The sequence below is a fragment of the Arthrobacter oryzae genome (genome assembly GCF_003634095.1).
GTDB classification, from domain to species: domain Bacteria; phylum Actinomycetota; class Actinomycetes; order Actinomycetales; family Micrococcaceae; genus Arthrobacter; species Arthrobacter oryzae.
Genome location: NZ_RBIR01000005.1, coordinates 219,071 through 245,198, shown reverse-complemented (window position 1 = coordinate 245,198; position 26,128 = coordinate 219,071). Strand labels below are relative to the sequence as shown.

The 26,128-nt window shown below is 67.7% G+C and carries 22 protein-coding genes and 2 tRNA genes; 11 read left to right on the top strand and 13 right to left on the bottom strand.

Going from position 1 to position 26,128, the window contains the following annotated elements; genetic code table 11:
- Positions 1-30 precede the first annotated feature (30 nt).
- The 4 genes from tmk (at position 31) to C8D78_RS13460 (ending at position 3,678) form a co-directional block, all read left to right on the top strand.
- On the top strand, positions 31-711 hold the full coding sequence (gene tmk, locus C8D78_RS13475) for a dTMP kinase (protein ID WP_244208399.1): 681 nt from the start codon (positions 31-33) through the stop codon (positions 709-711).
- Positions 708-1,850 (top strand): DNA polymerase III subunit delta', encoded by a 1,143-nt coding sequence (locus C8D78_RS13470; protein WP_120954373.1) that lies wholly within the window; start codon positions 708-710, stop codon positions 1,848-1,850. Before tmk ends, C8D78_RS13470 begins: the two co-directional genes overlap by 4 nt.
- Positions 1,851-1,911: 61 nt before the next feature.
- Complete coding sequence (locus C8D78_RS13465) at positions 1,912-3,489, top strand: alpha/beta hydrolase (protein ID WP_167467911.1); 1,578 nt, start codon at positions 1,912-1,914, stop codon at positions 3,487-3,489.
- Between the two features lie 116 nt (positions 3,490-3,605).
- Positions 3,606-3,678: transfer RNA gene (locus tag C8D78_RS13460), tRNA-Thr, on the top strand.
- 154 nt (positions 3,679-3,832) lie between these two features.
- Here C8D78_RS13460 and C8D78_RS13455 read toward each other — a convergent pair.
- Positions 3,833-4,453 (bottom strand): PKD domain-containing protein, encoded by a 621-nt coding sequence (locus C8D78_RS13455; protein ID WP_120954372.1) that lies wholly within the window; start codon positions 4,451-4,453, stop codon positions 3,833-3,835.
- 375 nt (positions 4,454-4,828) lie between these two features.
- On the opposite strand from C8D78_RS13455, the gene C8D78_RS13450 reads away from it, so the two are divergent.
- The gene (locus tag C8D78_RS13450) at positions 4,829-5,371 is read left to right on the top strand and encodes a hypothetical protein (protein ID WP_244208398.1); all 543 of its coding nucleotides are present in this window, start codon (positions 4,829-4,831) and stop codon (positions 5,369-5,371) included.
- Between the two features lie 22 nt (positions 5,372-5,393).
- On the opposite strand, the gene C8D78_RS13445 is transcribed toward C8D78_RS13450, so the two are convergent.
- The 3 genes from C8D78_RS13445 to C8D78_RS13435 all read right to left on the bottom strand — a co-directional run bounded on the left by C8D78_RS13445 (position 5,394) and on the right by C8D78_RS13435 (position 7,965).
- Positions 5,394-5,687 (bottom strand): hypothetical protein, encoded by a 294-nt coding sequence (locus C8D78_RS13445; protein ID WP_120954370.1) that lies wholly within the window; start codon positions 5,685-5,687, stop codon positions 5,394-5,396.
- A 225-nt stretch (positions 5,688-5,912) separates the two neighbouring features.
- Positions 5,913-7,595, bottom strand: coding sequence for a cellulase family glycosylhydrolase (locus C8D78_RS13440; protein ID WP_244208397.1), 1,683 nt, complete (start codon positions 7,593-7,595; stop codon positions 5,913-5,915).
- 109 nt (positions 7,596-7,704) lie between these two features.
- Positions 7,705-7,965: a DUF4190 domain-containing protein gene (locus C8D78_RS13435; RefSeq protein ID WP_167467910.1), complete on the bottom strand. Its 261-nt coding sequence runs from the start codon at positions 7,963-7,965 to the stop codon at positions 7,705-7,707.
- A 266-nt stretch (positions 7,966-8,231) separates the two neighbouring features.
- On the opposite strand from C8D78_RS13435, the gene C8D78_RS13430 reads away from it, so the two are divergent.
- Positions 8,232-9,566 carry an MFS transporter gene (locus C8D78_RS13430; RefSeq protein WP_244208396.1) on the top strand — a complete coding sequence of 445 codons (1,335 nt, stop codon included), beginning with the start codon at positions 8,232-8,234 and terminating at the stop codon, positions 9,564-9,566.
- On the opposite strand, the gene C8D78_RS13425 is transcribed toward C8D78_RS13430, so the two are convergent.
- Entirely contained in the window at positions 9,563-10,036 is a 474-nt protein-coding gene (locus C8D78_RS13425; RefSeq protein ID WP_120954366.1) for a hypothetical protein, read from the bottom strand. The genes C8D78_RS13430 and C8D78_RS13425 overlap by 4 nt on opposite strands.
- Before the next feature lie 87 nt (positions 10,037-10,123).
- On the opposite strand from C8D78_RS13425, the gene C8D78_RS13420 reads away from it, so the two are divergent.
- Together C8D78_RS13420 and C8D78_RS13415 are read left to right on the top strand one after the other, a co-directional pair.
- Positions 10,124-11,167 (top strand): hypothetical protein, encoded by a 1,044-nt coding sequence (locus tag C8D78_RS13420; RefSeq protein WP_120954365.1) that lies wholly within the window; start codon positions 10,124-10,126, stop codon positions 11,165-11,167.
- A gap of 36 nt (positions 11,168-11,203) precedes the next feature.
- Entirely contained in the window at positions 11,204-11,437 is a 234-nt protein-coding gene (locus C8D78_RS13415) for a hypothetical protein (protein WP_120954364.1), read from the top strand.
- A gap of 258 nt (positions 11,438-11,695) precedes the next feature.
- On the opposite strand, the gene C8D78_RS13410 is transcribed toward C8D78_RS13415, so the two are convergent.
- The 7 genes from C8D78_RS13410 to C8D78_RS13380 all read right to left on the bottom strand — a co-directional run bounded on the left by C8D78_RS13410 (position 11,696) and on the right by C8D78_RS13380 (position 18,428).
- The gene (locus C8D78_RS13410) at positions 11,696-12,541 is read right to left on the bottom strand and encodes an aldo/keto reductase (RefSeq protein ID WP_120954363.1); all 846 of its coding nucleotides are present in this window, start codon (positions 12,539-12,541) and stop codon (positions 11,696-11,698) included.
- Positions 12,542-12,646: 105 nt separating this feature from the next.
- Positions 12,647-13,114, bottom strand: coding sequence for a hypothetical protein (locus tag C8D78_RS13405; protein WP_120954362.1), 468 nt, complete (start codon positions 13,112-13,114; stop codon positions 12,647-12,649).
- 7 nt (positions 13,115-13,121) lie between these two features.
- Entirely contained in the window at positions 13,122-13,796 is a 675-nt protein-coding gene (locus C8D78_RS13400) for a bacterial proteasome activator family protein (protein ID WP_120954361.1), read from the bottom strand.
- A 125-nt stretch (positions 13,797-13,921) separates the two neighbouring features.
- Positions 13,922-14,113 carry a YbdD/YjiX family protein gene (locus C8D78_RS13395; RefSeq protein WP_120954360.1) on the bottom strand — a complete coding sequence of 64 codons (192 nt, stop codon included), beginning with the start codon at positions 14,111-14,113 and terminating at the stop codon, positions 13,922-13,924.
- Between the two features lie 13 nt (positions 14,114-14,126).
- Complete coding sequence (locus C8D78_RS13390; RefSeq protein WP_120954412.1) at positions 14,127-16,445, bottom strand: carbon starvation CstA family protein; 2,319 nt, start codon at positions 16,443-16,445, stop codon at positions 14,127-14,129.
- A 265-nt stretch (positions 16,446-16,710) separates the two neighbouring features.
- Positions 16,711-17,247, bottom strand: coding sequence for a PadR family transcriptional regulator (locus C8D78_RS13385; protein WP_120954359.1), 537 nt, complete (start codon positions 17,245-17,247; stop codon positions 16,711-16,713).
- A gap of 197 nt (positions 17,248-17,444) precedes the next feature.
- Positions 17,445-18,428 carry an NAD(P)H-quinone oxidoreductase gene (locus tag C8D78_RS13380; RefSeq protein ID WP_120954358.1) on the bottom strand — a complete coding sequence of 328 codons (984 nt, stop codon included), beginning with the start codon at positions 18,426-18,428 and terminating at the stop codon, positions 17,445-17,447.
- A 156-nt stretch (positions 18,429-18,584) separates the two neighbouring features.
- On the opposite strand from C8D78_RS13380, the gene C8D78_RS13375 reads away from it, so the two are divergent.
- A tRNA-Ser gene (locus C8D78_RS13375) sits at positions 18,585-18,672 on the top strand.
- 218 nt (positions 18,673-18,890) lie between these two features.
- Here C8D78_RS13375 and C8D78_RS13370 read toward each other — a convergent pair.
- Positions 18,891-19,790: a PDDEXK family nuclease gene (locus tag C8D78_RS13370; RefSeq protein ID WP_120954357.1), complete on the bottom strand. Its 900-nt coding sequence runs from the start codon at positions 19,788-19,790 to the stop codon at positions 18,891-18,893.
- Positions 19,791-20,207: 417 nt separating this feature from the next.
- Between C8D78_RS13370 and C8D78_RS13365 the strand changes: the two genes are divergently transcribed.
- Together C8D78_RS13365 and C8D78_RS13360 are read left to right on the top strand one after the other, a co-directional pair.
- A complete protein-coding gene (locus C8D78_RS13365) occupies positions 20,208-21,002 on the top strand; it encodes a VOC family protein (RefSeq protein WP_120954356.1) in 795 nt (264 codons plus the stop codon).
- Positions 21,003-21,475: 473 nt separating this feature from the next.
- Positions 21,476-26,041: an ExeM/NucH family extracellular endonuclease gene (locus C8D78_RS13360; RefSeq protein ID WP_120954355.1), complete on the top strand. Its 4,566-nt coding sequence runs from the start codon at positions 21,476-21,478 to the stop codon at positions 26,039-26,041.
- The last annotated feature ends 87 nt before the right edge of the window (positions 26,042-26,128 follow it).

The window sequence follows — 26,128 nt, the reverse complement described above, 5'->3', positions numbered from 1 at the left end:
GGTGTCGGTGATTGTCGGTAGTCTAGAACCGTGACTACCCAGAGCCCCGGAGCGTCCCCTCAACAGTTGCCCGGACTGTTCATTGCCTTCGAGGGCGGAGACGGCGCCGGCAAGTCCACTCAGGCAGGCGAACTCGCCAAGGCCCTGGAATCGAACGGCTTCACCGTGCTGCGGACCCGGGAACCGGGCGGCACGCCGATCGGCGAGAAGCTGCGTTCCCTGGTGCTCGATCACGGCCACGGCCACATCGACGCCCACACCGAGGCCCTGATTTTCGCGGCGTCCCGGGCAGCACACGCGAGCCAGGTCATCCGGCCTGCCCTGGAACGGGGCGAGATCGTCCTGACGGACCGGTACATTGACTCCTCGGTGGCCTATCAGGGCGCGGGCCGGGGCCTCGGAACGGAGGCGGTCCGGGACATCAACGCCTGGGCGACGTCAGGCCTGCAGCCTGACCTGACCGTGCTTCTCGACGTCGAGCCCGCCGTCGGCCGGCAGCGGCGTACCGCGGGGGACGCCGCCGAAGACCGGCTTGAGTCCGAGGCCGACGAATTCCACGCCAGGATCAGGGCCGCCTTCCTGGACCTGGCCGCGGCCCGGCCGGACGCCTATCTGGTGCTGCCCGCACGCCTGCCCGTGGCCGAACTCGCCGCACGGATCTTCGAGCGAGTCCAGTCGCTGCTGGCCGTCACCCAAAGCAGCACCGCATGACCGTCTGGGACGACCTCCAGGGCCAGGACGCCGTCGTGGCCCAGCTGCGCCAGGCCGCCCACGGCGAAGGCCTCACCCATGCGTGGCTTTTCACCGGACCGCCCGGTTCCGGCCGCTCCAACGCCGCGAAGGCGTTCGCGGCGGCCCTGAACTGCGACCAGGCGGACGTCAGCCTGCGCGGCTGCGGCGAGTGCCCGGCGTGCCTGACCATCCTCGGCGAAACCCATTCCGACGTCGCATTCGTGCGCACGGAGAAGGTCACCATCACCATCGACGAGGCCCGCGAGCTTGTGGCCACCGCGGGAAACCGGCCGTCGTCGGGGCGGTGGCGGATCATTGTGGTGGAGGACGCGGACCGGATGGCCGAGCGGACCACCAACGTCCTGCTCAAGGCCATCGAAGAGCCCACGCCCCGCACCATCTGGATGCTCTGCGCACCCTCCCCCGCCGACGTCCTGGTGACGATCCGGTCCCGCTGCCGTCCGGTGGCGCTGCGGCTTCCGCCCGCCGCCGACGTCGCGGCCCTGCTGGTCAAGCGCGACGGCGTGGACCCGGCAGTCGCCGATCGCGCCGCCCGCGCCGCGCAAAGCCACGTCGGGATCGCCCGCCGCCTGGCGCGCGACCCGGATGCCCGGGAACGCCGCCTCGAAACCGTGCGTTTTCCGCTGTCCCTCCGCGGCGTCACGGCGGCGGTCATGATGGCCGAGAAACTGCTCAAGATCGCCACCGAGGAAGCCAACAGCTCGAATGACGAGCGCGATGCCACCGAGAAAACGGCGCTGCTGGCCACCCTCGGGGCGCCCGAGAGCGGCACGCTGCCGCCGGCCATGCGGGGCCAGGTCAAGCAACTTGAGGACGACCAGAAACGCCGTGCCAAGCGCTCCATCACTGATTCCCTTGACCGCACGCTGACGGACCTGCTGTCCTTTTACCGGGATGTCCTAATCATCCAGATGGGGAACGCCGTGGAACTCGTCAACCTTGAACTCAGAAGTGAACTCGAAGACTTCGCTTCCCGGTCCACCGCCGAAATTACCCTCGCCCGCATGGACGCCATCAACAAGGCCCGCAAACGGATCACCACTACCAATGTGGCTCCGCTGCTGGCGATCGAGTCCATGGCTTCCAGCCTGATTTGACGGCCCCGGCCGCTCCGACGAACATCCACGCTTTCGTTCCTATTCCTCCAAGGAGAACCGCATGAAGCCTGCTCGACCCCAGTCCGCGAGATCCCGATCCTTGGCGATCGGCATGCGGGCCGTCGGCGCCGCGGCCGTGGCCCTGACGCTGGCTTCATGCAGCCTTTTCGGCGGTGGCGGCGGGTCGAGTGCCGCAACAGCAGGCACTTCGGGGCAGGCGGACCCTTCGATCGCTGCAGCGGCCCCGGCGGAGCTGCGCAGCTTCTATTCCCAGCAGGTCGACTGGAAGCCGTGCGAGGGCAGCTTCGAGTGCGCCAAGATCAAGGTCCCGCTGGATTACAGCAAGCCTGACGGCGACCACATTGAACTTGCCGCCATCAAACTGGCCACGAAGGGCAACAAGCAGGGCAGCCTGCTGGTCAACCCGGGCGGGCCCGGCGGCTCGGGGTACGACTTCGTCAGGGACGCGGCCAACACCAACATTTCGGACAAGGTCCGGTCCGCCTTTGACATCGTGGGCTTCGACCCCCGCGGCGTGAAGCGCTCGGCACCGGTCACGTGCCTCACGGACGCGGAACGCGACGCGTTCCGCGCCAAGACCTATGCCCTGGACACGGACGCCGGGCTGAACGCCGCCCTGGCCGACAACAAGGCCATCGCGGCCAAATGCGTGGAGAAGACCGGTCCGGTCCTGGCCCACGTGGACACCGTCAGCGCCGCCAAGGACCTCGACATCCTGCGCGGTGTGGTCAACGACAGAAAGCTGAACTACCTCGGCTATTCCTACGGGACCCTCCTGGGCGCCACCTACGCATCACTGTTCCCGGATAACGTCGGCCGGGTGGTCCTCGACGGCTCCCTCGACCCCGCCCTGAGCTACGAGGAACTGACCGCCGGCCAGGCGGTGGCCTTCGACAAGGCCCTCCACACCTACGTCGCCAACTGCCAACAGACCAGCGGATGCCCGCTGACGGGCGGCACCGAGAACGGCGTGCGGCAGATCCGCAACGCCATCACCGCCGCGGAAGCCAATCCGCTGCCGGCCAAGGACGGCCGGAAGGTCTCCGGGTCGACGTTCGTCAGCGGCCTCATTATTCCGCTCTACAACAATGACAACTGGCCCATCCTCACCCGGGCGCTCGGGCAGGCCCTAAACGGCGACGGCACCGGCATGATGCAGCTGGCCGATTTCGGCGCTGACCGGGATCCCAACGGCACCTACACGTCGAACAGCACCTTCGCCTTCAACGCTATCAACTGCCTGGATTACCCGATGGCTTCCGACACCGCCTCGATGCGCGCCGAAGACCAGAAGCTGCGCCAGCTCTCGCCCACGCTGGGGTATTACTTCGCCTACGGCGGAAGCAACTGCAAGGACTGGCCGTACAAGAACGTCCGGACCCCTGCGCCGGTGGAGTACAAGGGTTCGTCCCCGATTGTTGTGGTGGGCACCACCGGCGATCCGGCGACCCCGGTGCAGTGGGCCAGCTCGCTGCGCAAGCAGCTCGGGAACGCCTCGCTGGTGACGTGGAAGGGCGAAGGCCACACGGCCTACGGCCGCTCCAACAGCTGCATCGGCAACGCCGTCGATGACTACTTCGTGGACGGGAAGGCCCCGGCGGACAACACCGTCTGTTAGGTGCCGTTTGCCAGCCCCGCGGGCGGCTGCTGACGCTCATTTTGACCCGGACGCAGGGACTCTATTACAGTTGTCTCTTGCATGATCCGCCCGGTTCACCGGGCTTTCATGTGGCTGCTTCCTTAGCTCAGTTGGTAGAGCGTCTCACTCGTAATGAGAAGGTCGCCAGTTCGATTCTGGCAGGAAGCTCACAGAAAAACCCCGTATTTCCGCTGATTCAGCGGGAATGCGGGGTTTCTTGTTGTTGGTGGGCGGATGCCCCGGTCCCGTCAGGGCCGCCCATGAGCCTCGGGCATCAGCCCCAGCGCCACCGCACCGAATACGCTGCGGCGGAACAGGGGTTTCATTTGGCGGCCGGCAGCGTCGTACCCGCGCGCTCCCCGAGCGCGCCGTCGGCGGTGATGCCTATGACTTGCAGGAGGACGTCCTTGTCACGCCGGATGTCCGTGACGGTGACCGACCGGGCCGACTTTGCCATGCGGCCGGCGGGAAACCCGTTCACGGCGACCGCCCAGGAATCAGCCGTGGGGTCGTTGGATTCCCATGTGACCTTCACCTGCGTGCCGTCGGCGGAAACCGCCTCGGCCTTGACATTGGTCGGCGGGCCCGGCCGGACGCCGCCGGGCCCAACCGAGCCGATGTGGACCGGGGTCTGCAGTACGTTGGTGCTGCCGAGCGGGCTCGAGACCCGCAGAATCATCCGGCCGTCGAACGGCGCGGGGTAAGTGTGCTTGAGGACCGGTGACGTCGTGGTCTGGTCGTAGGTTCCGTCCCCCTCCAGGTCCCATTCGTATTTGCCGATAGTGCCCAAGGAGGACGAGGCGTCGTAGGTGATCTCCTGGCCTGGCCGGGCCCAGTAGCCGTTGATCGGCAGTCTCGCTTCGACGTTGAGGTTGCTGCCGCCCAAGGGGATGGTGTTGATCTGCAGTCCTCCGCCGGCCGCCTGACTCGACTGGGTCTGCACCGCTGGTGACGGAGTGCCCGGCGCCGGGCTTGCCGGGGCCGGGGCGCTGGGCAGCACCGTAGGGGCCGAGGATCCTGCGGGCGGGACTCCAACGGGTGCCGCCTGTCCCGGCCCTTGACCGCAGCCCGTGGCCAACATCAGTGATGCCGCCGCGATGGTCCAGCCTGCTGTCCTGCTCGCTCCCATGAACTCCCCCAATGTTCGAAACTGCGACAACACAACATGCCCAGACGGCACGTCGGCCACTTCCCGGAAGTGTTCGCCGCACACAGAGTAAGCATGCGAAGAGCCACTTTCCATGGCATCCAAGCCGGAAGCGAGTGATTTGTTGCCCTGAATCCTTGCCATTCGGCGACCGGACCGTAGACTCGGCCCATGTCAGGACCGGGGGAACCGAAAACAGCCCGCCGCGCTGCGGCACTCATTGGTGTCATGGTGCTCGCTGGCGGCATGGCTGCCTGTGCCTATGAGGATGGCGGCGCTGCGCAGCCGACGTCGGCCGTGCAAAGCCACCGGCCTGCGCCCTCCGTGCCGGCGAAAGACCAGGGAGTACTGGAGGTGGAAGCGGCCAACTACGCGGAACTGCATAAGCGGCTAGGCACGGCACCGGGGTCGGTGCTCCTGGCCGACGCCGGCCCGGCCGACGGGCCAGGGGTTGGCTTCACCAAAGCCGTAACGGTGATGACTGCCGGTCCGCACACCGTCACCGCGACCTGCGTCGGCACTCCCGGCGTCCAGATGTTCCTCACTCAAGATGGGACGGGGGCCAAGCCGGTGCCCCTGGACGTCGATTGCTCCAGGGTCCTGTCGAAGGTAGTGGTGCTGCAAAAGGGGTACGTCAGCGCCCAACTGATCCGGCCCGACCCTACCGGTGCATGGAAAGGTGCCGTGGCCGGGATAGAGATCACGGTCCGGTGAGACTGGCCGACTCTTAGTGCGGTCAGGCATCCGCTCCCGGGGTGAAGTAATTATGGGCGTCCAGATACTTCACCGCGGGCGCGGAGAGGCCGACTTCGGCAGTGAACGGGCCGATCTGATCCTTCGCGAAGGCGTCGTAGAGTTCCCTGGTCTGCCAGAGGTCGGTGACGACGATGCCGTCGTCCGTGGCGGCGACCCAATGTCCGAGGGCGCCGGCCGGCCCGGGTCCTCCCGGGGTGAGCCCCATCTTCTCGATCACCTGGTCGTATTGCCCCAAGGTGGCACCGGAAAATTCCATGATGACTGCGACGGCCATTGTCTTCTCCTCACAGGCGGCAGGCCGCAAGGCAACGGCCTGCGATTGGATTGATACGGCACGGTCTACGCCGGACCTGTCCGATCGTCAATACGTCGCGGGGAAGACAAACCGGGTACCGCGGGCCCCTCGCTGACCTGGCTCTCGATTGCTCCCGCCATCGGAAGGACCCCCGGGAATCAGCGATTTCCGGGGGTCCCTCGTGTGCGGGTCGGCAGCGGCCGGCTACTTCAGCGTCAGCACCGGGTTGACCGGGGCTTTCAGCGAATCCACCTGCAGGCCGACAGCCAGTTTCTGGCCGGCCGCGATCTTGGTGGCCCAGTCCGATCCGCTGCAGGTTACCGACACCTTGGGAATGACCGTGCAGGTGATGCCCCAGGAGTTGGCCACCCGCGTGACGTTCGGATCCGGCCAGCTCACACTCCAGCCCGCGGCCGCACGGAGCCCGGTGACCTCGATGTTAGCCACGTAGCCTCCGGTCCAGGAACTGCTGAGCTTCCAAACCGCGCTGATGGAACCGCCCGACGTCGGCGCGGGCGACGGCGTCGCGGTAGCGGTCGGTGTGGCGCTGGCAGTGGGCGTCGGCGTGGCACTGGGCGTCGGCGTCGGAGTGGCGGTGACAGTTGGCGACGCGGACGCCGTGGGGCTGGCCGACGGGGTCGGCGTCGTCGTCGGCGTCGGGGCGGTCTTCAGGATCGGCGCCAGCGCGGCCAGTTTGGCGGCCTCCGGCGTGCGCCAGTCTGCCTGGACGAGGCCACCGGTGATGCCGCTGTTCGGATTGAACGCCCAATACGCAAAGCTCATGGAATTGGTGCCGAGATAGGAGACAATCTTCGCCATCCACTGCTGGTCCGACGTGGTCTGCAGCGCGGTCCCGAACTCCCCGAGCAGGATTGGGGCGATGCCTTGCTTCTGGATATACCCCCAGTTGGCATCCCAGACGGCTGGCAGATTGTTGGGATAGCTGGGATCACTGAACCACTTCTGCGCAAACAGCGACGCCGGGTAGTCGTGCGGGGAGTACACCACGCGGTTGGGTGTGGCCAGGGTGACCGGCTTGTTCTTCACATCGGCCAGGCCGCCGCCCCACCATGTGGTGGTGCCGTTGCCCTGGTTCTCGATGCCTTCGATGATGATCAGCAGGTTGGGGTTGGAGGCCAGGACGGCGTTCCCGCCGCGGGTGGCCGCGGCTTGCCAGTCGGTGGCGGCGGCCCCGCCCCAAGTCGCAGCCCCGGCGGGCTCATTGTGAAGGTCGGCGCCGATCACCGTGGGATCGGTCTTGTAACGCGCGGCGAGCATCTTCCAGTCGGCGATCCACCTCGACTCCGGGTAGGCGGAGGTGTACCAGAGCGGGGACTGGTCAGCGGAGGACGGCCGGTGCCGGTCCAGGATGATCTGCAAGCCGTTGGCCTTGGCGCGGGCGATCACCGTGTCCATCAGGATCAGGGGCGTCTTGCCCTCGAGCCCGTAGGCACGGTTGGCCCAGTAATTCAGGTTCCCCGCGATGGACGTCGCGGCCAGGCACTCGTTGGAGAACGGCAGCCGGACGGTGTTGAAGCCCATCGATTTGATGTTGGCCAGGGCGTCGTCAATGGTCAGGGTCCCCCACAGCCCGTGCGGCATGCAGTCAGGAGTTTCCATGCCGAACCAGGAGGCGGCCTTGATCGTGTACGGGGCGTTGTTCGAGTCCAGGATTGTGCCGCCGGAGGTGTGCAGCCACCCGGTGGGCGCCGGCATGGTTGCCGCGACGGTCAAGGGTGCCGCCATGCTGCCCGGTGCCGCCGCCTGCGCCGAGACCGCCAGGACAGAGAGCGCCAGCACTCCGGCCAGGGCCGAGCCGAGCAGACTGGCGGCGACAGGTTTGAGGCCCCGGGCCGAGTGGCGGGGCGGGGTCGAAAATAGCTTCACAATTCCTCCGTGAGGGTGTCGCGCGGATGGGGCGCTGGTCATCGGGGCCTACAGACGGGATGACAAAGTCCCCTCCCGGCGTGGGCCGGAGGGGAACGTCGTCCTTGCCCTAGCGGTTTGCGGCCGCGACGCCAATTACAACGAACGCGATAATCGCGACCGCGATGGAGGCATAGCCGATCACCAGCGCGGCGATGGCCAGTCCGCGGCCGCTTTCGCCGGTGGTCTTAATCTGGTTCAGGGCGATGTGACCCAGAATGATGCCGAGCAGGCTGATGAAGAAGGATGAGACCAGCGCCGCGATGGCAAGTCCGTTTGTCTTCGCGGCTGCGGGTGCGGGCGCGTAGCCCGGGTACTGAGGTGCGCTCATGGTGGTGAAGCCTTTCATTCCGGCAATGTGGGTCCCCCCGGCCCGCGCATTGCGGAGCGGCTGTGAGAAAAGTACCAAGCCGCGGGCCGGAATGGACCACTTTCGCCAATATTTCCTGAAGCGGCACGGCGGGTCTACGGGGCCCTGACCTGCGTATTGTCATTTTTCGGGGCGTCCGTCAGCCTTAGGGAATGGAACGGCCCGGTCGCGGACTGACAGGCCGCCGGCAGGAACCTCCGCGGGCGCGGCCCGACGGGGAGTCCGGCATGCGGCGGCACCCGCGGTGGGGTGCGGTGGTTGGCTTCGGCCTCGTCAGCCTCGCCACGGACATGGTGTCCGACGGCGCCCGCCCGTTGGGGGGCCCTCTGCTGGCCCAGCTCGGCGCCACCGCGCTGTTCGTGGGCCTCGTGACCGGCGCCGCGGAAGCCGCCGCCCAGGGCCTGCGGCTGGTGTTCGGCCCTTGGGCGGACCGTACGGGAAAATACTGGACCTTCACCATGGCGGGGTATGCGCTCACCGCCGTGTGCGTTCCCCTGCTGGCGCTGACGCCCCTCGCGGGTTCGGCCGGGCTGGCTCTCGCGGCCGTGCTCATTATCGGGGACAGGGTTGGCAAGGCAGTGCGTAGCCCGGCGAAGACGGTTCTGCTCGCGGCCGTTGCCGGGCCCGTTGGCCGCGGACGCGGCTTCGCCGTCCACAAATCCCTCGATCTGGCCGGGGCACTGCTGGGCCCGCTGCTGGTCACGGGAGTGCTGGTTGCCACCGGCTCGCTCTCAGCGGCCTTCGCGGTGCTCGTCGTTCCGGCCGTGACGGCGGTGGCGATTCTCGTGTGGCTGCGTCGCCGCATCAAAGATCCCGGCGCGGACACGGCAGCCGCCGACGCCGGCCCCGCCGGCTTACCGGCGTCGGAAACTGCTGCGTCGACGGTTCCGGAACCGGTTCCGGATTCGACTCTAAATTCTGCGCCCGGTTCCGCCGCCACGGGTGCGGAACCGGGCCGCGGGAAGACCGCCGGCCCTCCGGCGTCGGGACTCTCCGGCGTCTTCCTCTTGTTCGCCCTGGCCGCATTCTTTTGGAGCGCAGGCCTGGTGGCCTTCGGCGTCATCTCCTATCACCTGACGGCCGACGTGGCAGTCCCGGTCCCGGTGGTTCCGCTGCTGTATGCCGGCGCCATGGGGGCTGCCGCAGTGGGGGCCCTCGTCAGCGGCGTCCTGTACGACCGTGCCGGGGCGGCCGTGCTCTTCGCACTGCCCGTGCTGATTGCCGGGGTGCCGGTGCTGGCCCTGGCCCCGAACGCCGGGCTTGTCCTGGCCGGCGTCCTGGTCTGGGGAGCCGCCACGGGCATCCAGGACTCCACGGTCAAGGCGCTGGTGGCCGACCTCGTGCCCCAGCCCCGGCAGGGTACGGCCTACGGCGTGTTCGCGGCATTCGAGGGCGCCGGGGCCCTGGTGGGCGGCGCGTTGTACGGATCCCTCTATGGCGCCCAGCCGGTGCTCATCGGGGTGGTGGCCGCACTGCAGATAGCAGCATTGGTCCTGCTGGTCGTGACGCTGCGCCGGGCCCGGCCCTCAGCCGGCCGCGGGGCCGCCCATCGGCGGGTTTAGCGCGCCCAGACCGACGCCGCGCCCGAATGCCCCGTGATGACGCTCTGGTAAATGAAGACGGCTCCCACCACGGCGCCGGCAGCCAGGAGGATGCCCCGGACAATCCGGTTGCCACGAAGTCCGCCGAGGAACGCCAAGCGCCGGCCAAGGGGCTCGTAGGTGACCATCAACATTGCCGCGACGAGGACAAAAAAGATCACGGAAACCACTTTGAGCACGTCGCCCTGCTCGGCGTGCTCGTGAACCAGCGCCGACGCCGGACGGGCTTTCTGCAACTGCTCGCCGGCCTGTGCGGTCAGGAGTGTCACCGGCACCAGCCCCACCGACAGTACACCCAGGGGCCACGCCAGGTAGCCCCACCAGCGCCGGACCAGGGCATAGATGATGGCGCCCAGGCCGGCGATGGGCCCGAGTACGACTACGGCGTGGACGAGCAGGACATGGGCCGGAAGCCCACCAATTTCGATCAAGTGAAAACTCCTCCAAAACATGGCGCCACCGGGTCTGATGCCGGGGCAGCGGACCCGCTGCGGGGCCGGAACTCCTATGATTCTTGCATGGGAAGCCGGGAACTCGCGGGCATTGCGGGTCCGCTGTACGCGTTGCCGTACGGCGAATTCGTGGCGGCCAGAACGGCCGCGGCCCAGGACACCAGCCGCCTTGGCGTCACGCCCGCGGCACAGCGTGCCCTGGCCGCTGAGGTGCGGGCCCTGCCCAAACCCTCCCTGGCGGCGTGGGCGGTGAACATGCTGGCCGCTCACCACCCGGAAATTTTGCGGGACCTGGCTGAGCTCGGGGACGCGATGCAGGCCGCGCAGGCCGCGCTGGACGCAGCGGGGCTCCGCCGCCTCGCGCAGGAACGGCGGCGGCTCCTGAGCGGAGCGGTGGCCGCCGCACGTGTTCTCGCAACTGAACGGGGCAGGTCGATCAGTGCGGCGGTGGCGACCGAAGTTGAACAGACGCTGCGGGCCGCCACGGCTGACCCGGGGGCCGCCGCTGCCGTCCAGAGCGGCTGCCTCCTCCGGGCGCTCTCGGCTGACGGCGTCGACGTCGTCGATCTCGCCGGCGCGGTGGCCCTCCCGGGCAGCCCCGCGGGCCAAGGACCAGGCAGCAGCGCCGCACGGGGACCGGCCGACGGCGGGGCAGCCGGCGGAGCGTCGGAACCGCCGCGCAGGGTTGAGCCTCCCGGCGCTGGCGCGGGCGGTGCAGCCAGCGCGGCCGGCGATCAGCCGCCGGCAGGGCAGCCCCGGCTCCGGGCTGTGGGGAGAGCGCGGACGGCACCGTCGCCGTCGGCGGTGGACCGGGCACACTCCGGCCTGGCGCTGGCCGAGGAGTCCGCCGCGGTTGCGAACGAGGACGCGCGCCGCGCGGCGGCGGAACTGGCCGCCGCGGCAGCGGAAACCACGCGGTTGGCCGACGAGGCGCTCGACCTGAGGCGGCGGCTGGACCTGGCAGAAGCCGGGCTCAAGGAAGCCCGGAAGCGTCACCAGCTGGCAGCGGCCATGGCGCAGCAGACGGCCCGGGCCGCGGAGCGTCAACGCAGGCAGGAAGTCCTGGCCCGCGAACGCGTGCTGCGGCTGAGCAACACGCCGGAGGCGTGAAGCTTCGCTGTCAGAGGTCGGTTGCACACTGGAATCATGGAAAACAACCAGGGTTTTCAGCAGCACTTCCAACAGACTTTGGATGAGGCACAGGATGGTGCCCTGTACTTCACAGTCACCTACCTAGACACCGACTGCGGCCGCATCCGCTCCGAGAGCTTCGACGACGCTGCCGCCGCGGACCGCTTCGCCAGTAGGTGCATCTCGGGCGAGGACGGCTGGGCCATTGTCGACGCAATCCCGGCGAAAGAGCGCCGGGCCGCCGCCTGAATCGGCACGGTCCCGGCCCGGGATGCCGCCTGAGTCCGGGCAGCCCCTGGATTCGGGGCCGGGCACGTCCCCGGACCGGGGAAATGCCCGCGGAAATGCCCGGCGCAATCGTCAGAGACATGACCGGGGAATGGCCGTGCGAATGCCCCGGGCAGCAGGAAGGGCCTCCACCCGTGCGGGTGAAGGCCCTCTGCGAACGCCTGGCAGCTGCTGCGGCTATTGCCGTAAAGCGCGGTGACGGCGTCTCGGATTTGTCGCCTAGGCGAAGTCGGAAACGGCCGGGTCCGGGCCGATCCGGCCGGCGCCTTCGGCGGAACGGTCCAGTCCGTTGATGGCCTGGACATCGGTCTCGTCAAGGGTGACGTCCAGGGCCGCGTAGTTCTCGCGGATCCGGGATTCCGTCACCGACTTGGGGATGACCACGTTGCCGATTGCCAGGTGCCAGGCGATAACAACCTGGGCCGGAGTCGCACCGTGCTTGGCGGCAATCTGGGCAATGACCGGGCTCTCGAGGAGCTCGCCGCCCTGGCCCAGCGGGGACCACGCCTGGGTGAGGATGCCCTTGGAAGCGTTGAATTCGCGCAGGTCGGCCTGGTTGAAGAACGGGTGCAGCTCCACCTGGTTGATGGCCGGAACCACCCCGGTCTCATCAACGAGGCGCTGCAGGCCCTCCTTGGTGAAGTTGGAGACGCCGATCGTCTTGACCCGGCCCTGCTTCTGGAGCTCGATGAGGGCCTTCCAGGTGTCAACGTACTTGTCCTGCTTCGGCTGCATCCAGTGGATCAGGTACAGGTCCAGGGTTTCGAGGCCCAACCGCTGCATGGAGTCCTCGAACGCCTTCAGGGTGGACTCATAGCCCTGGTCCGCGTTCCACAACTTGGTGGTGATGAAGATTTCCTCGGGCTTGAGGCCGGAGCGCTCAATGGCACGGCCCACCCCTGCTTCGTTGCCGTAGATCTTGGCGGTGTCGATGTGGCGGAAGCCGGCCTCGAACGCCTGGACTACCACCTTTTCGGCCACGTCATCTTCAACCTGCCACACCCCGTACCCAAGCTGGGGAATGGTGTTGCCGTCATTGAAAGTCAGTTCCGGTGAAAAAGTCATACAACTATCCTGCCAAGATCGACGCCGTCCGGCCAGCGCCAGGCCGAAGCTAAGCTAGGCGCTTAACCGGGAATACCGCCGGGACCGGGCATAACGGGACCGCGCTCAGTCCTGGGCTGGGCCGCGGCCGCCAGCTTCCGCAAGCCGCCGTTCGGCGTCGCGGACCTGTTCCGCCACGGTTTCCGCGCGCCGCCGCACGGACGCCGCGCCCACCGGGACCGGCCCCACGGCGAGCCGGAGCATCGCGGCCGCCTCGGCCGTCATGGCGAGCGAATTCCCTGCCGTGGACAGGGCCCGATGGACCCCCGCCAGCGGCCCGGGGATATCCAGTCCATTGCTGGGATACCGCCGCTGGGCCTCCGCACAGATCTCCCGCACCCGCGGCACGAGGGCGGAGAGCTGGTTGGCGATCTCGACCAGCTCCCCGTAGAGCTGTTCGTCCTCGACCCCCTCGAGGACCTGGTGGTAACGGTCCAGCCCGCGGTTGAAGCGGTCATGGGCGCGCCGCCAGAGGCCCTTGCCGAGTTCGGCGTCGTCCCTGCGTCCTTGCCGTGCTGCGCTGAAGAGGCCCAAGGTCGCGCTAAAGGTATTGGCCGGGACCGTGGTCCGGGTCGGCGGGCTCGGGCGGCTGGGAGGGGTCCGCGCCCCGATGGGGCGCGGCGGCACGGACCGGTTCGCCGTTCTCCCCGATGATGACCCCCGGCGCGATGACGGTTCCCGGTGGCAGCTGGCGCAGCTGCATCTGGGCGTAGGCGTGCTCCCGGGCCGCGTGCTGGGCGGCGATGGCGGTCTGAATGCCGTGGAAGAGCCCCTCCAGCCAGCCGACCAGCTGGGCCTGGGCAATCCGGAGTTCGGCGTCGGAGGGGGTGGCGTTCTCCGGGAAGGGTAGGTTGATCCGCTCGAGTTCCGCCACGAGTTCCGGGGCGAGGCCGTCCTCGAGTTCCTTGATGGAGCGCTCGTGGATTTCGGCCAGCCGGACCCTGGCGGCGTCGTCGAGCGGCGCGGACCTTACCTCGTCCAGCAGCTGTTTGATCATTGTGCCGATCCGCATGACCTTCGCGGGCTGGTCCACCAGATCCTGAAGGTCGCTCCCCCGGGGCGGCCTCGGCCCTGCTCCGGGTTCTCCGCCGCGGCCGGCGGCCGGTGGCGCCATGGGCTCGCCCGCCAGCGGCGGGGCATCATCCACGGGGGTTCCTTCGACGGGTACGTCGTCGGCGGACTGGGCTCCGGGCTGAGTGTCGTGCTGATCGCTCATGGCTTCATACTCTCACGCGCCCCTTCCGCGCGGACCCGGCGTCCGCTCGGAAGGGGCGCGGACGCCGCCGGACGCGCTGATGCCCGACGGCGTGCCCGCCCTGCAGCACCGCCCAGCAGCACCGCTCAGCAGCACCGCCCCTGTGGGGTGGTGTCCTGCCGGTCAGCCCGGTCACGCCAGAACTCCCGCTCAGTCAGGGGAGGACCGGTGTGCCCCGAGGCGTCATGATGCGCCAAATACTTCGTGTAGGCGTCGGCGCCCAGGACCCCGCCGAGATACCCCGCAACGCCCCGGATTCCTGCGAGGACCGCGTTCATGACCGGCTCCGCATCAGTGGTGGCCGGACTTTTCGAGGCGCTGTCCGGCCGGGAGGGTGTTCCACTCGGCCACGAGGTCGCGCTCCGCCGCCGTGGGAATGAACCCGGCCGGGGCGAAGACGCGGGAGGCCTGGGCGGGGTCTTCGTGTTCGGTGTTGGGCAGGCCCGCGGCCGTGTTCCGGAGCGCTGTGATGGTTGCCATCACAGCGGTGATGATGACGATGATGCTCAGCACCACGAAGATGATCGAGAGCCAGCCCTGAATCATGGAGTTGCGGACCACAGCTTCCATGGCAGCCTGGGTCTTGGCCGTGCCGAAGGAGGTTTTGCCGTCTGCAAGAGCCTTGGCAAAGGCGGCGTTGTTGGCGAAGTAGCCCACCGCAGGAACGGGCGAGAAGATCTTGTAGAAGCTCGCGGTGATGGTCACGACGGCGGCGAGCGCCAGCGGCGCCGCTACGATCCACAGATATTTCAGGGCGGTGCGCTTGGCGGCGATGGCCAGGCAGACCGAGAGGGCGATGGCCGCCAGGAGCTGGTTGGCGATCCCGAACAGCGGGAACAGGGTGTTGATGCCGCCCAGCGGGTCGGTGACGCCCATCAGCAGGACCGCGCCCCAGGCGACCACCATGACGGCGGTGCAGAGCCAGGCGCCCGGACGCCAGGAGTGCTCCTTGAACTTGGGGACAAAGTTGCCGATCGAGTCCTGCAGCATGAAGCGGGCCACCCTGGTGCCGGCGTCGACGGCGGTGAGGATGAACAGGGCCTCGAACATGATGGCGAAGTGGTACCAGAACGCCATCATGGCGGTCCCGCCGATGAACTGCTGCATGATGTGGGCCAGGCCGACGGCGAGGGTGGGTGCGCCCCCGGAGCGGGAGATGATGCTTTGCTCCCCCACGTCCTTGGCCGTCTGCGCGAGGTCACCGGGAGCGATGTTGACCCCGGACAGGCCCAGGCTGTTGACCCACGCGGCCGCGGTCTCCACCGTGCCCCCTGTCAGCGCCACCGGGGCGTTCATGGCGAAGTAGATGCCGCGGTCAATGGAGATCGCGGCCACGAGGGCCATGATGGCCACGAAGGATTCCATGAGCATGCCGCCGTAGCCGATCAGGCGCGTCTGGCGTTCCTTCTCGATCAGTTTCGGTGTGGTTCCGGAGGCGATGAGGGCGTGGAATCCGGACAGCGCGCCGCACGCGATCGTGACGAACAGGAACGGGAACAGCGCCCCGGAGAAGACCGGGCCGTTGTCGCGGCCGGCGAACTCGCTGAAGGCCGGGACGGTGATCTCCGGGCGGACCACGATGATGGCCAGGGCCAGCATCACGATCACGCCGATCTTCATGAAGGTGGAGAGGTAGTCGCGGGGGGCCAGGAGGAGCCAGACGGGGAGGATGGCCGCGATGAAGCCGTAGATGATGAGGCCCCAGGCGATGGTGACCTTGTCCAGGTGGAAGAACGCGGCGCCCCATTCGGTTCCGGCCACGGCTCCGCCGCCGATGATGGCGGCCATGAGCAGCACGAAACCGATGATGGAGACCTCCATGACCTTGCCCGGCCGGAGGTACCGCAGGTAGACGCCCATGAAGAGGGCGATCGGGATGGTCATGCCCACCGAGAAGACGCCCCAAGGGCTTTCGCCCAGGGCGTTGACGACCACCAGGGCGAGGATGGCGACGATGATGACCATGATCAGCAGCGTCGCGATGAGCGCGGCGGTGCCGCCGATCACGCCGAGTTCCTCGCGGGCCATCTGGCCCAGGGAGCGGCCGCCGCGGCGCATGGAGAAGAACAGGACGAGGTAGTCCTGGACGGCGCCGGCCAGAACGACGCCGAGGATGATCCAGATGGTGCCTGGCAGGTAGCCCATCTGGGCGGCGATGACCGGGCCCACGAGGGGTCCGGCGCCGGCGATGGCGGCGAAGTGGTGGCCGAAGAGGACGTTGCGGTCCGTGCGGACGTAGTCCTTGCCGTCGGCTTTGTATTCGGCCGGGGTGGCGCGACGGTCGTTGGGCTTGAGCAGGTAGCGCTCAATGACCTTGGAGTAGAAGCGGTAGCCGATCAGGTACGTGCAGACTGACGCGAACACGAACCAGATGGCGTTGACGGTCTCGCCCCGGATGACTGCGAGCATGAACCAGGCGACGCCGCCCAACAGTGCAATGGCCGCCCACAGCGCAATCTTGGCGGGCGTCCACGTGCGGTCCGCGGAGTCGCGGACCGCATCCTCCACCGAGGTCGGTGGAAGGGACGGGTCGGCAACGATGCCGTCGTCGAGCCGTACTGTTCCGTGTGTGCTGCTGTTTGTGCTGGCGTCCTGCGTGCCGTCTGGCATTGTGCCCATATCTCCTCCTTGAGAAACCCAACCGGGCAGCCCACCGGTGCAGAACTGCCCCCCGCACCCTACCAATGTGGCCGTCCTCACCTGCCGGCGCTGCGCCGGGCGGCGCGGTTGACGCGACGAACGGTCGACCGGATGCGGTGAACGGCAGGGATGGTGGAAAGTTTGTTGCGGGGCTGAGCCAAAAATACGCGGGCCGGTTCGGTTCCCGCGGCCGGGCGGCCGCGCACGGGGGCGGCGTCCGGAGGTTGCTGAGGTGCTACGTCCGGAGGGTGCTGAGCTGCATCAGGCGGGCCTCGCAAAGGTCCAGCCAGCGCACTTCGGCCTCGGTCTGGAAGATCAGGGAGTCCAGCACCAGGAGCCGGGCGGTGTCGGCCGGGCGCTGGAGGGCGGCCGTGTCGCGGCGGGACTTGGTGTACTCCTGCAGGGCCCGGATGGAGACGGCCCGCTGGGCCTGGATGATGGATCCGACGTCGGTCCCTGGAATCGTCAGGCCGAGGGCGAGCTTGATCGCGAGTTCGTTCCGGGGCGGGTTGGCCCGGGAGACCGGGACCGCGAACCAGTCGTTGACTTCGGTCCGGCCGGCGGGAGTGATGCTGTAGATGACGTGTCCGTCGCCGTCGCCGCCGTCATTGTGGACCAGTCCGTCGCGTTCGAGCCGGTCAAGGGTGGTGTAGACCTGCCCGATGTTCAGCGGCCAGGACGACCCTGTGCGGTCCTCGAATTCGGTCCTGAGCTGATAGCCGTAGCGCGGTCGGTCCTGCAAAAGTGCGAGAAGACTGTGACGAATCGACATAACGCCCCCCGAAATCGCGAAGCCACGAAATCACACAGCATACACGCGCCCCAAGACGCGTGTATACCGCGTATGGACCTAGGGTATCGTCATTGGCGCCCTAACCGCAAAACAGCGCATGCTCCGGCCGGAATATGTCGGCCCCGCTCCGCGCTGCCGGTCGGCTGCCCGGTTCCGGTGCCGCCAGCTGCCAGCCGCTACATGACAAGCAGGACTTTGCCGACGTGGTCGCCGGAATCGAAGTATTCGTGCGCGGCGGCGACCTGCTCCAGCGGGAAGCTTTTTGCCACCAGGGGCCTGATCCTGCCGTCGGTCAACATCGGCCAGACGGCATCGCGGACGGCGTTCATGATCACGGTCTTTTCCTCGACCGGGCGGGGACGCAGTGCCGTGGCGATGATGGCGCCCCGCTTCCGCAGCAGCTGCCCGAGGTCCAGTTCCGCCTTGGCTCCGCCCTGGAGCCCGATCACCACGAGACGTCCGTAGTCGGCGAGGGCATCGATGTTCTGCGCGAGGTACTTGGCCCCGACGACGTCGAGGATCACGTCCGCGCCCTTGCCCCCGTTCTGCGCGCGCAGGCTTGCGGGGAAGTCTTCCTCGGCGTAGTTGATGGCAATGTCCGCACCGAGGAAGGCCTTGGCGGTGCCGACCTTTTCCGCGTTGCCGGCCGTCGTGGCCACGCGGGCGCCGATAGCCTTTGCCAGCTGGATGGCCATGGTGCCGATCCCGCCCGTGGCTCCATGGATCAGGACCGTCTCGCCCGGCTGCAGCTGCGCCGTCATGATCAGATTGGAATAGACGGTTGCGGCGACCTCGGGCAGCGATGCAGCCGTGACCAGATCCACGCCGTCGGGGATCCTCAGAACCTGCCCGGCGGGCACGGCCACCTTCTGGGCGTAGCCGCCGCCGGAGAGCAGCGCCACCACTTTGTCCCCGACAGAGAACGCCTTGGTGACGCCGGGGCCGAACCCTGCAATCCTGCCGGAGACCTCCAGCCCGGGGATTTCGGAGGCACCCGGGGGCGGCGGGTAGAACCCCTTGCGCTGCTGGACGTCGGCACGGTTAAGGCCGGCGGCGACGACGTCGATCAGCACCTCGCCGGGGCCCGCCACTGGGGCTTCGACCTCACGGACTTCCAGGACCTCGGGTCCGCCGGGCTCTGAGATGTAGACAGCCTTCATGGAGTACTCCCGATTCCTAACTGGCTCCGGGCACTTGCACCGCGGTCACCAGGTCAATTCAACGACTCTCCCCAGAATATGGCGGGGAGCTGCCCGCGTCCGCAAGCGCTGCGTGTTTTTGTGGCAGCGGACTGCCTATGAAAGACTACTCGTTAGGGAAGGTTGTCCGAGCGGCCGATGGAGCTGGTCTTGAAAACCAGTGTGCGGTGACCCCGTACCAAGAGTTCGAATCTCTTACCTTCCGCGAACAATGCCCCCGTTTCCTGCACTCAGTGCCGGAACCGGGGGCATTCTTGCGCGGTGAAGGCGGATGCGGCTGGGGCTGGGGCTGGACGGTATCCAGCCTGGTCCTGGCGGGCAGATCAGGCCGGTTCCGGGGCCGGCATTCGCCCTGATCTGCCCTGCAGAGGCGAAAATCTCAACCGGACCACCCCTGTGCCCGCAAAGCGCGTCGCACCCGCATCAGTAACCAGTCTCCCCCGTCCTGACGTCCATGTTGTTGAGCACAAGTTGGCGCCACCCCGCGCTCAGGGTGCGTTCGGCGCGCAAGGCGTCCGCCTGGTGCTGGGCCGGCGTCAGGTGGTGCCCGCCGTCGTACTCCACCGCGAGCCTGTACGCCGGGCACCCCAGATCCACCCACAGGGGCGTGCCCTGCTCGTCGATCAGGACAAAATCCGGCTCGAAGGGCGGCAGCCCGGAGCGGCCAAAGAGTAGACGCAGCCGGGTCTCGGGCGGCGAATCGACGCCCACCCGCACCAGTGCGAGCGCCTTCCGGAGCAGCGGAAGGCCGGCCGCGCAGCGTTGGCGTGCAACGTAGTCGTGGAGCTCCGCCAAGGAGAGCTGCGCGGATCGCGCATGAAGCCAGCGGGAATGCTCACACACCAGCCCGTCGGCAATAACCACGAGATCCTCCAGGGTCAGGTGTCCGGCTCCGGCCAGGTCCAATAAGGTCCGTGCCTCGCTCGTCACCGGCACGCCCTCACGGTCTACGACTTCGGAGGGGTCCAGGGCCGCCCGGTGGCCGACCACTCCTTTTCGCCGCGGAGCGGCGGAACCAATTCTGGTCAGATGAAGCAGCGAGGCCGACGGCGGGAGGCGGGATTCCGACATACCTGGCATGCGGAAGGCGTGGATCAGAGCCGCGGAATAGAAACTTACAACGTCCGGCGCCCCCAGCTGCGTGTAGGGCCGTGCCCGGGCGAGCAGGGAGTGCCCCTGGCCGGCCGGAATCCGGATGCCGCGGCTGGGCACATGAAGGTCCCGGGCCTTGATGCGTCCCGACGGGAGGCCGAGGAGACGCGCCTCGCCGATCGTGAAGGGTCCCCGCGCCAGTGCGGGCGGCAGGGGTTTGGCCGTCGACATTGGACCATTAGGCCACACCTGCGAGCCTCGCGTTGCTGGTTATCCACAGGCCCGGTCTCTGACTGGAGCGCCGCCAGGGCGCCATCAGGGCGCCATCAGGGATCAGTGGCCAGGGTCCGATCCCTCTGGCGGGCAGATCAGGGCGGTTCTCGGGCCGCCATTCGCCCTGATCTGCCCTGCAGCGGCAACGTTCCGTGGCCCGGGACATCTGGAAGACCGCAGAGCCCGCCCAGGGCATCTCGCCCGGCCGGCCCATTGAAAGTGTCGGTGCCACGTCATAGTCTCGCTGTGTCTCTACAACCCGGTGACGACCCCCACAGGCCATCACCCAGTGCCACCACCCAGAAGCTACGACAAACCACAGAGTCCGGCGTCCCGCGCAACGATGCCGGGACGCCACAGAGAGCAGGAGCCCTCATGCCTACACCCGACCACTCCAATGGCGCACCGTGCTGGATCGACCTCATGACATCCGATGCGGACAAGGCCAAGTCGTTCTACGGCGCACTGTTCGGCTGGACGTTCCAGACCGGTGATGAAGAGAAATACGGCGGCTACATCACCGCATCGAAGGACGGGAAGTCCGTGGCCGGCCTGATGCAAAAGCAGGCGGACCAGGCAGCATGGCCGGACATGTGGTCCACGTACCTGCGTACGGAGGACGCCGCCGCCACCGTCAAGGCCGCGGCCGAGCACGGCGCACAGGTCTACATGGAACCCATGGTGGTCCCCGAGCAAGGCAGCATGGCCATGATCGGCGACCCCACCGGCGCGTCAGTCGGCGTGTGGCAGCCCGGGGAGATGAAGGGCTTTGAACTGGCAGCCGAAGCAGGGGCGCCTGCCTGGCACGAGCTCCATACCAAGGACTACGCGACCGCCGTCACGTTCTATCAGGACGTGTTCGGCTGGGACACCGACGTCATGAGCGACACGCCGGAATTCCGCTACACCACGCTGGGCGCCGGGCCGTCGGCCAAGGCCGGCATCATGGACGCTTCGGCTTATCTGCCGGCCGAGATTCCCTCCAACTGGCAGGTCTACTTCGCCGTTGCAGACGCCGACGCCACCGTTGCACAGGCCCTCTCGCTCGGCGCCACGGTAATCCACCCGCCGGAGGACACCCCATTCGGCCGGCTCGCCACGCTGAGTGACCCCACCGGCGCGATGTTCAAGATCGTGGCTGACACCGGACAGGGAGCCCAAGACGCCTAACCACCGCCGCCTGGCCCGGGCTGCCACCGCAGCCCTGAAGCCTGGGCCCGGCCGCCACTACTAAGCCGCCACTACTAAGGGGAGGGGCCGGACGGCCCCTCCCCTCCCAATTACAAAAATTGTTGTAAGAAATACCGGCCAGACCCTTCCCGGAGGACTACTGGCCGGTATTCTGCTGTGGAGCGCCCGGTGGAGGCACCCGGACACCGCTCACCCGCACCACCAATCACCATCGCCCGGGGTCCTCGAGCCGCTCCGGGAAGGCTGCGGCGCGTCTCGCTGGGGGACGTCCCGCCGAATGCACGTTAAATCCACACGTTGTTCATTCACCCCTGTTTGGATGGGCCCGGCACGACTTGACCAGGAGTTCCGGCCGGCCACTGTCCGCTGCACTCGGCGGACCCACTGCACCCTGCCCTTTACCCGGGGCACCGTGCCCCTTACCCGGGGCACCCTAATGAGAGTTAGAGCGGATGAAAATCACATATTGGAAAACAGCGCTGGGCACAGCTCTGTCCGCGGGGCTCATCGCAGCGCCGCTGACAGCGGTGCCCGCCGCCGCACTGGAGGTCTCGCCGGCAGCCGCCGGAAACTCGCCGGTGGTCATCAATGAGGTCTACCTCAGCGGCGGCAGCGCCGGAGCGGCCTACAAGAACAAGTTCGTCGAGCTGTACAACACCTCGGACGCCCCCGTCGCCCTGGACGGCTGGTCAATCCAGTACCGCTCCGCGTCGGGCACCACCGCCCCGTCCACCACGGCTCCGCTCACCGGCGCCATCGCCGGCAAGGGGTACTACCTGCTCAAGGGCGGCAGCAACGGCACCGTCGGACTGGACCTTCCCGCCGCAGACGCTACCGCGACCGGGTTCAACCCCGCCGGCGCGGGCGGCACGATCGTCCTGGCCAAGCAGTCCACGGCCCTGAACCCGCTGGCCACCGGCTCCGTGGTCGAACCCGCCAGCGTGGCCGACCTGCTCGGCTACGGGACCTCCAACACCTTCGAGACCCAGGCGGCAACGGCTCCGTCGGGCAACACGGACGTCAAGAGCATGAACCGCAGCGGCGGAACGGACAGCAACAACAACTCCGCCGACTTCGCCCTGAACGCCGCCATCACCCCCAAGGCCGCCAACGGCGTCGCCGATCCGGGACCCGTGGATCCGCCCGTGGATCCGGGCCCCGGCACTCCCCCGGCAGCCAAGACCATCGCCGAGATCCAAGGCACCGGCAACACCAGCCCCCTCGCCGGCACCTCCGTCACCACCCGCGGCAAGGTCACTGCGGCCTTCCCCACGGGCGGCTCCGCCGGCTTCTATCTCCAGACGCCCAGCACCGGCGGCGACCTGACGCCCGCCAACCACACGGCGTCGGACGCCATCTTTGTCTACGCGCCCTCCGCCGTCGGCTCCGTGCAGATCGGCGACTACCTTGAAGTCACCGGCGACGTTGCCGAGTACTACGGCATGACCCAGCTCAACGTGGCCGGCACTGCCGGGGTCACCAAGCTGACCGAGGCCGCCCCGGAGGTCAAGGCCACCGGCTTCTCCCTCCCGGCCGACGAAGCGTTCCGTGAATCCCTCGAGGGCATGCTGCTGACGCCGCAGGGTCCTGTCACGGTCGCTGACAACTTCTCCCTCAACCAGTACGGCGAGATCGGCCTGGCCGGCGGCACCACCCCTCTGGAACAGCCCACCGCCGTCGCGCCCTTCGGCTCGGCGGAGTACACCGCCACCGTCGCGGCGAACGCCGCCCGCGGCATCAAGCTCGACGACGGCGCCACCACGAACTTCCTCAAGGACGCCGCTACAAAGGCGCAGGTGCTCCCGTACCTGACCACGGCGGATCACGTCCGGGTCGGCGCGCCGGTGACGTTCAAGACCAACGTGGTGCTCAGCTACGCCAACAATGCCTGGAAGTTCCAGCCGTTGACCCAGCTGACACCCGCCAACGCGGACACCGTCCAGCCGGCAAGCTTCGGCGCCACCCGCGCGGACACGCCAGCAGCCGTGGGCGGCAACCTCAAGCTCGCCTCCTTCAACGTCCTGAACTACTTCCCCACCACCGGTGACCAGATCGCCGGCTGCAAGTTCTACACCGACCGGGCGGGCAACCCCATCACCGTCAGCGGCGGCTGCGACGTCCGCGGCGCCGCCAACGCGGAGAACTTCAAGCGGCAGCAGGACAAGATCGTCGCCGCCATCTCCAAGTCCGGGGCCGACGTCGTCACGCTGATGGAGGTCGAAAACTCGGCGCAGTTCGGCAAGAACCGCGACGACGCCCTGTCCAAGCTGGTGGATGCCCTGAACATCGCCACGCCCGGCATCTGGGACTACGTCCGCACCCCCGCCAACGCACCGCCGCTGGCCGACGAGGACATGATCCGCACCGCGTTCATCTACAAGAAAGCCGTCGCCGAACCTCTCGGCGACTCCATCATCCACAACGACACGGTCGCGTTCGCCAGCGCCCGCAAGCCGATGGCCCAGGTCTTCAAGCCCGTCGGCGCCTCTGATGACAAGAAGTTCATCGCGATCGCCAACCACTTCAAGTCCAAGGGCTCGGCCGCCACGCCGGATGACACCGACAAGGGCCAGGGCGCCTCGAACCTGGCCCGCACCGCCCAGGCAAAGTCCCTGCTGGCCTTCTCCGAGGAACTGCAGAAGTCCAAGGGCACGGACAAGGTTTTCCTGATCGGTGACTTCAATTCCTACGCCAAGGAGGACCCGATCAAGGTCCTCACGGCCGCCGGGTACGTCAATCAGGACGAGAAGGCCAAGAACGCGGACGGGTCCGCCAAGCACTCCTACCTGTTCGGCGGCCTCGTGGGTTCGCTGGACCATATCCTCGCCTCGCCGGCTGCCAACGCCGCGGTTTCCGGCGCCGACATCTGGAACATCAACTCCGTGGAGTCGGTGGCGCTGGAGTACAGCCGTTACAACAACAACGTCACCGACTACTACGCCGCGGACCAGTTCCGGGCCAGTGACCACGATCCCGTGGTGGTGGGCCTGAACTTGCCTGTCACCCCGGCCAGCGTCGAGCTGAACTTCCTGGGCATCAACGACTTCCATGGCCGCATCGATTCCAACACCGTGTTCTTCGCGGGGACCATCGAGAAGCTTCGCGCCGCTGCCGCCCCGGGCGCCACGGCGTTCATATCGGCAGGGGACAACATCGGCGCCTCGCTGTTCGCCTCGGCGATCGCGAAGGATCAGCCGACCATCGACGTGCTGAACGCCCTGGACCTGCGCACCTCCGCGGTGGGCAACCATGAGTTCGACGGCGGGTGGGCGGACCTGCGCGACCGCGTCACCGCCGGCGGAAGCAACGCCAAATTCCCGTACCTGGGCGCCAACGTCTACGCCAAGGGCACCACCACCCCGGTCCTGCCGGAGTATACGGTCCTGGACATGAATGGCGTGAAGGTTGCCGTGATCGGCACCGTCACCCAGGAAGTCCCCTCCCTGGTCACGCCGGCGGGCATCTCTGACCTTGAATTCGGCGATCCCGTCGACGCCATCAACAGGGTCGCGGCGAAGATCAAGGCGGGCAAGCTCGCTGACGTCATCATCGTGGAGAACCACGACGGCGCCGGGTCCGGTGCGCCCGACGGCGCCACTTTGGACCAGGAGGTCGCCGCCGGCGGCCCCTTCGCCAAGATGGTCCAGAAGGTCAGTCCGGACGTTGCAGCAATCTTCAACGGCCACACCCACAAGCAGTACGCCTGGGACGCGCCCGTCCTGGATTCGGCCGGCCAGCCCACGGGCAGGACCCGCCCGATCGTCCAGACCGGAAACTACGGCGAGTTCATCGGCCAGATCCAGCTGACGGTCGACACCAAGACGATGGCGGTGACCGGGTACAAAGCCGGTAATGTCCAGCGCACCACCAGTGCAGCACAGCCGGCGGCCGATCTTGTGGCCACCTACCCGCGGGTCGCCGCCGTCAAGGCCATCGTGGACAAGGCCCTGGCCGACGCCGCCGTGGTGGGCAACCAGCCTGTCGGCAAGGTCACCGCCGATATCACCACCGCATTCGCCGGCTCCCCGGCCGTGCGAGATGACCGGGCCAGCGAGTCCACTCTGGGCAACCTTGTGGCGGACTCCCTCGTGGATGCGCTGAAGGCGCCGGAACTCGGTGCCGCCGAAATCGGCGTCGTGAACCCGGGCGGACTGCGCAACGAGCTGTACTACGCGCCCGACGGCACCATCACATACGCCGAGGCCAACGCCGTGCTGCCGTTCGTGAACAATCTGTGGACCACGTCCCTGAGCGGTGCGCAGTTCAAGACCCTGCTGGAACAGCAGTGGCAGACCAACCCGGACGGCACGGTTCCCAGCCGCACCTACCAGCAGCTGGGCTTGTCCAAGAACGTGAACTACACCTACGACGCCGGGCGCGCCGCCGGGGACCGGATCACCTCGATCCGGGTCAACGGTGAACTCATTGACCCGGCCAAGTCCTACCGGATCGGGACGTTCAACTTCCTGGCCACGGGCGGTGACAACTTCCGGATCTTCAAGGAAGGCGCCGGCACCAAGGACTCCGGGCTGGTGGACCGCGACGCGTGGATCAAGTACCTGCAGGGCCACAACCCCGTCGCGCCCGACTTCGCCCGCCGGTCGGTGGCGGTCGTGAACACGACGGCGGCCGAGGTCAAGGCCGGGGAAGCGATCACGCTGGCGGTTTCGAAGCTGGACCTCACCTCGCTGGGCAGCCCGGTGAACGCCTCGCTGCGCGCCGAGTTCATGGATGCCGCGGGCACCGTGACGTCCCTCGGGACGGTCCCTGTGAGCGGCGGCGCCGCCGCCGTGAGCGTGGCGGTTCCCTCGGGCGCCGCTGCGGGCACGGGCACCCTGGTGCTCACCGCCGTCGAATCCGGCACTGTAGTGAAAACTGCGGTGAAGGTCGCGGCGAGCGTCCCCGTGCCGTCGAAATGCACCGCTCCGGTCAAGCCGACGCGGCCCTCGGACATCGTGGGCCAGGTCAACTACGGGACGGCCATGGCCGCCTTCCGGAAATGCCTCAAGGGCTTGTGAGGTAGTAGCCCGGGTTCCCGGCCCGCACCAGTGAGCATGCCCTCCCCTGGCCCGCAGCAACGGACATAAGCACCATGTGTCCGTTGC